The 526-nt window shown below is 63.9% G+C and carries 1 pseudogene; it reads left to right on the plus strand.

The window, feature by feature from the left end:
• Nucleotides 1-66 precede the first annotated feature (66 nt).
• Nucleotides 67-526: pseudogene (locus Q1B08_RS21675) on the plus strand (IS5 family transposase); the annotation flags it as partial.

Here is a 526-nt window from a genome sequence, read left to right on the forward strand (position 1 = left end):
GGCATTGTTGCAGAACTCTGACTTCGGACGATTCACATGGTGAATCCATGCGGTTAGGCGGGACGCATGAGCAAGCCTCCTCCCTCCCGCTACCGCACGACGAACTGGTCCAGCTATAACGCCGCGTTGCGCAAGCGCGGCTCGATGCTGATCTGGGTTGACCAGGAGATGGCTTGGCTGGCGCCGCATGAAGGGCGCATGGGGCGCCCGTCCGTCTTCTCGGATGCTGCCATCCAGTTCTGCCTCTCGGTCAAGGTGCTGTTCAAGATGCCTTTGCGGCAGATTGCGGGCATGGTGGCCAGCCTGCTCCGGCTGGCGGGGCTGGTCCGTCCCCGACTTCAGCACCCTGTACCGCAGACAGAAGACCTTGGCCGTGCAGCTCCCCTACCGCCGTGCCGACGGTCCCCTGAACCTCCTGGTGGACAGCACCGGCATCAAGTTCCTCGGCAACGGGGAGTGGCAGACCCGCAAGCATGGGTCTCAGGGCCGACGCCAATGGCGCAAGGTCCACCTGGCAATGGACACC

Source organism: uncultured Jannaschia sp. (assembly GCF_947494025.1).
Classification (GTDB): domain Bacteria; phylum Pseudomonadota; class Alphaproteobacteria; order Rhodobacterales; family Rhodobacteraceae; genus Jannaschia.